This is a genomic window from Microcystis sp. LEGE 08355 (genome assembly GCF_015207185.1).
In the GTDB taxonomy this organism is placed as follows: domain Bacteria; phylum Cyanobacteriota; class Cyanobacteriia; order Cyanobacteriales; family Microcystaceae; genus Microcystis; species Microcystis panniformis.
The window spans coordinates 1-3,155 of sequence record NZ_JADEXI010000542.1 but is presented as its reverse complement, the minus strand read 5'-3'; the positions used below and the strand labels follow the sequence as shown (position 1 = coordinate 3,155).

Sequence of the window (3,155 nt, the reverse complement as noted above, 5' to 3'; positions counted from 1 at the left end):
TCAACCCAACCTTGTATATTGAGAGAGGTGGTAGACCGTCCCAACCTTGGTCGGAAAAGACCGCTTCGTAGCAAGGGTCACCACCATAATCTCCCTGACAAAACTCGAACAGTCGCCGGGGTCGTGGCGAAAACAATCAATTGTTAAGCTAAGAGACCGTATCGGGCAAGGATGAGTAAAATCAAGGGGATGCTCTCCAAAATAACCATCAATTCTGCTTGCTTTAGTTAGGTTCAATCATGGAAAATATCTCTCAATGGGTAGGCATTGACATTAGTAAAGCGACCCTAGATGTTTACCTCCGTCCCCTCGGTAAAGCGATGAAAGTTGCTAACACAAAGGAGGACATATCTAAACTGGTCGAGACCCTAAAATCTTACACGCTCAACCTCATCGTTCTGGAAGCGACAGGAGGTTGAGAAACTGAACTGGTGATTCAATTACAAGAAGCGGATTTACCTGTAGCCTTAATCAATCCCCGTCAAGGAAGAGACTTTGCTAAAGCCACTGGTAAATTAGCCAAAACCGATGCCATTGACGCTCAAATCTTAGCTCATTTTGGCGAGGCAATGCAACCGCAAATATTAGCGGTTGAGTCGGAAGAATCTCGTCAATTGGGCGACTTAATTAGTCGTCGCCGGCAACTTGTCGAGATGCGGACTGCCGAAAAAAACCGACGGGAACGCGCTCGCGGTAAAGCTTTGGTCGATATCGAAGCCCATCTTGAGTATCTCGATAACTGCCTCGAAAAACTCAATCAAGAAATTGAGGAATTGACCCAAGCTAACCAACAATGGCTCGAGAAAGTTAATTTACTCAAAACCGTGCCGGGGATTGGTCAAGTAATTTCTACTACTCTCGTCTCCGACTTACCAGAACTCGGTCAATTAACCGCCAAACAAATCTCTCGCTTAGTCGGTGTCGCACCGATTAATCCTGATAGTGGTCAACATAAAGGTAAGCGAATGATTCAGGGAGGTCGCGCTCAGATTCGGGCGACTCTTTACATGGGAGCGGTGGTAGCTATGCGTCATAATCCGGTGATTAAAACCTTTTACGAACGCCTAGTCGGACGAGGTAAATCAAAAAAACTGGCTCTGACTGCTTGTGTGCGGAAAATCTTAGTTATTCTTAATGCAATGGTTCGCCAAAATCAGCCTTGGCAGCTTGCTGACAATTTACCACCTTGTTCCTAGAGATTCACACTTTTTGTTATCTCTGATCAAGGGTTGCGCTTGCTTTGGTTTAACCTGAGCGACTTAGTTTTTGCTGCGCTTTTTTTCTGGCTTGAGATTTTAGGTTCGACAGCAACTCCTTGATTGTTTTTTGAGTTACCCCTTGACAATCAAGACAGTCGCTACGAGTCTGTAGGGGCTGATTGCCATAACTATCATTCCTGAATAAGTTTATTAATTAATCGAGCCGTAGGTTGGGTTGAGCTATCATTATTGATCAGGTATTACCCATCGGCTCAAAAGGCGAAACCCAACAAAAATTGTGAAAATATTCCAAGAAGTTGTTGGGTTTCCTTGCGTCAACCCAACCTACGAGTCTTTATTCAGTGAACAGTTAACAGTTAACCGAGGTAATATATTACCTCCATTCAACCGAGAAACCAGAACCTACTAATCGCAGATAAACGATTCTTCCGGGCAAATTTCCTTTAAAGAGAATTTTTCCGTTAATGGGGACTCTAGAAGGCATATCTCTCATATATGCTTGATCACCTGGACCTATTGCTCCAATAATGCACCGCGATCCCTTCAATTGCTTGCCAGTAGAATCAATGATGATAGAGTCTTGGGGAGAAAAATGAAAATCTCTGACTTCCCCTAAGTTTGCAACCATAAAAGTACAAACTACAGAATTATTGTCTTTATTACAATTCTGAATCTCGAAAGCAAAACCATTGCTTACACGTCTCGAATTACGGGCTTGAGCAATATCATCGTGATTCTGATAGAAGTTAGAAGATAAAGCTATAGTTAAGGCTAAAATTGGTAGCCATCTGAAAAATCCTTTTTTCATCACCATTCGCTACTCAGTACATAAGTGTTCGTCCCCTCGCAGCTAGGTGAAGCAACAACCCAACCCAACACTAAAGGCGGATAGTAGAACAGTACACACTCCCCCCCCACAAATGTATCAAAAGCTACAATTTATAAATCTTTATATTCCTCTCCCTTCAGATTTTGGGGTTTTTGGGGAGTTCAAGAGCTTGGAATTGTACAATAAGGTTGTACAAGTCTCCCCTAAAAATCATGTTAAGCAAAGAAACCACCTACTCTCAAGCGAGAATGAATTTAGCTAGTCTCTTAGATCAGGTGTGTGACGAATCTCAAATTATCGTCATTAAGCGTCGCAATCAGAAAAATGTGGCCTTAATTGCTGAAGATGAGCTTTCCAGTTTATTAGAGTGTGTTTATTTATTGCGATTGCGTAATAGTCATTGAATTTTACGATATTAAACTGAGAGCCATTATTGTATCACAAAAACTACTTACGAGCAATTAATTAATAAAAATTAATGATTGGAAACACGAGCAAAAAAACAAAACCCCCTCAAGATTGAATGAAGGGGTATTGATGGTATTTTTAGAGGCAATTTAGCCGACTTTTGTAGTTTCTTTTTCGATGGATTGAGAAGGTTTTAGTTGGCCATTGATAACAATGCCTCTTCTATTGGCTTTGGTAACTCAATAGGATGAAACCGATTCACAGAAAAAGCGTAATCTTCACCACTTTCATCAATAACCCGAATTAGACTGTTTATTTCTGCTGTCTCATCAGGGATAACGCGGTATATTTTGCCCACTTCTAGTGAAGCTTCGTAGCCTTCATTATTGAGACAAACTGCGAACTTATTTGTTGGAGATGACTCTATTTTCATGGTCAATCTAGAAACGGTAACTTGAGCTTAAATTCTTTTTTGCCGATGCCATGAGCTTCATACCAATGGACTTCAGCTAACCTTACTATACCATTGGCAAGCTGAACTTGGGCTATGCCCTTTAATTTTCTCCATTTACCTTTGCCATACTGTTTTTGCAACCGTTCCCGATTACGAATTCCTGTTCCTGTGGCAATAATCTCGATATTCGTAATATCGCTGATAATCTCAAAGTCCACGATCGATCAAGCAATCTTAAAGAGTG

General features: G+C 41.3%; 3 protein-coding genes and 2 pseudogenes. 2 read left to right on the top strand and 3 right to left on the bottom strand.

Annotation, left to right across the window (positions count from 1 at the left end; all coding sequences use genetic code 11):
• Positions 1–239: 239 nt before the first annotated feature.
• Positions 240–1,196 (top strand): annotated as a pseudogene (locus tag IQ242_RS20755) (IS110 family transposase).
• A 397-nt stretch (positions 1,197–1,593) separates the two neighbouring features.
• Here IQ242_RS20755 and IQ242_RS20750 read toward each other — a convergent pair.
• Complete coding sequence (locus IQ242_RS20750) at positions 1,594–2,034, bottom strand: hypothetical protein (RefSeq protein ID WP_193961252.1); 441 nt, start codon at positions 2,032–2,034, stop codon at positions 1,594–1,596.
• A 227-nt stretch (positions 2,035–2,261) separates the two neighbouring features.
• Here IQ242_RS20750 and IQ242_RS20745 point away from each other — a divergent pair.
• Positions 2,262–2,435 (top strand): annotated as a pseudogene (locus tag IQ242_RS20745) (type II toxin-antitoxin system Phd/YefM family antitoxin); the annotation flags it as partial.
• A 215-nt stretch (positions 2,436–2,650) separates the two neighbouring features.
• Here the strand turns inward: IQ242_RS20745 and IQ242_RS20740 are convergent.
• Both IQ242_RS20740 and IQ242_RS20735 read right to left on the bottom strand, forming a co-directional pair.
• Entirely contained in the window at positions 2,651–2,890 is a 240-nt protein-coding gene (locus IQ242_RS20740) for a hypothetical protein (RefSeq protein ID WP_045361344.1), read from the bottom strand.
• A gap of 2 nt (positions 2,891–2,892) precedes the next feature.
• Positions 2,893–3,129: a hypothetical protein gene (locus IQ242_RS20735; RefSeq protein ID WP_072926254.1), complete on the bottom strand. Its 237-nt coding sequence runs from the start codon at positions 3,127–3,129 to the stop codon at positions 2,893–2,895.
• Between the last annotated feature and the right edge of the window lie 26 nt (positions 3,130–3,155).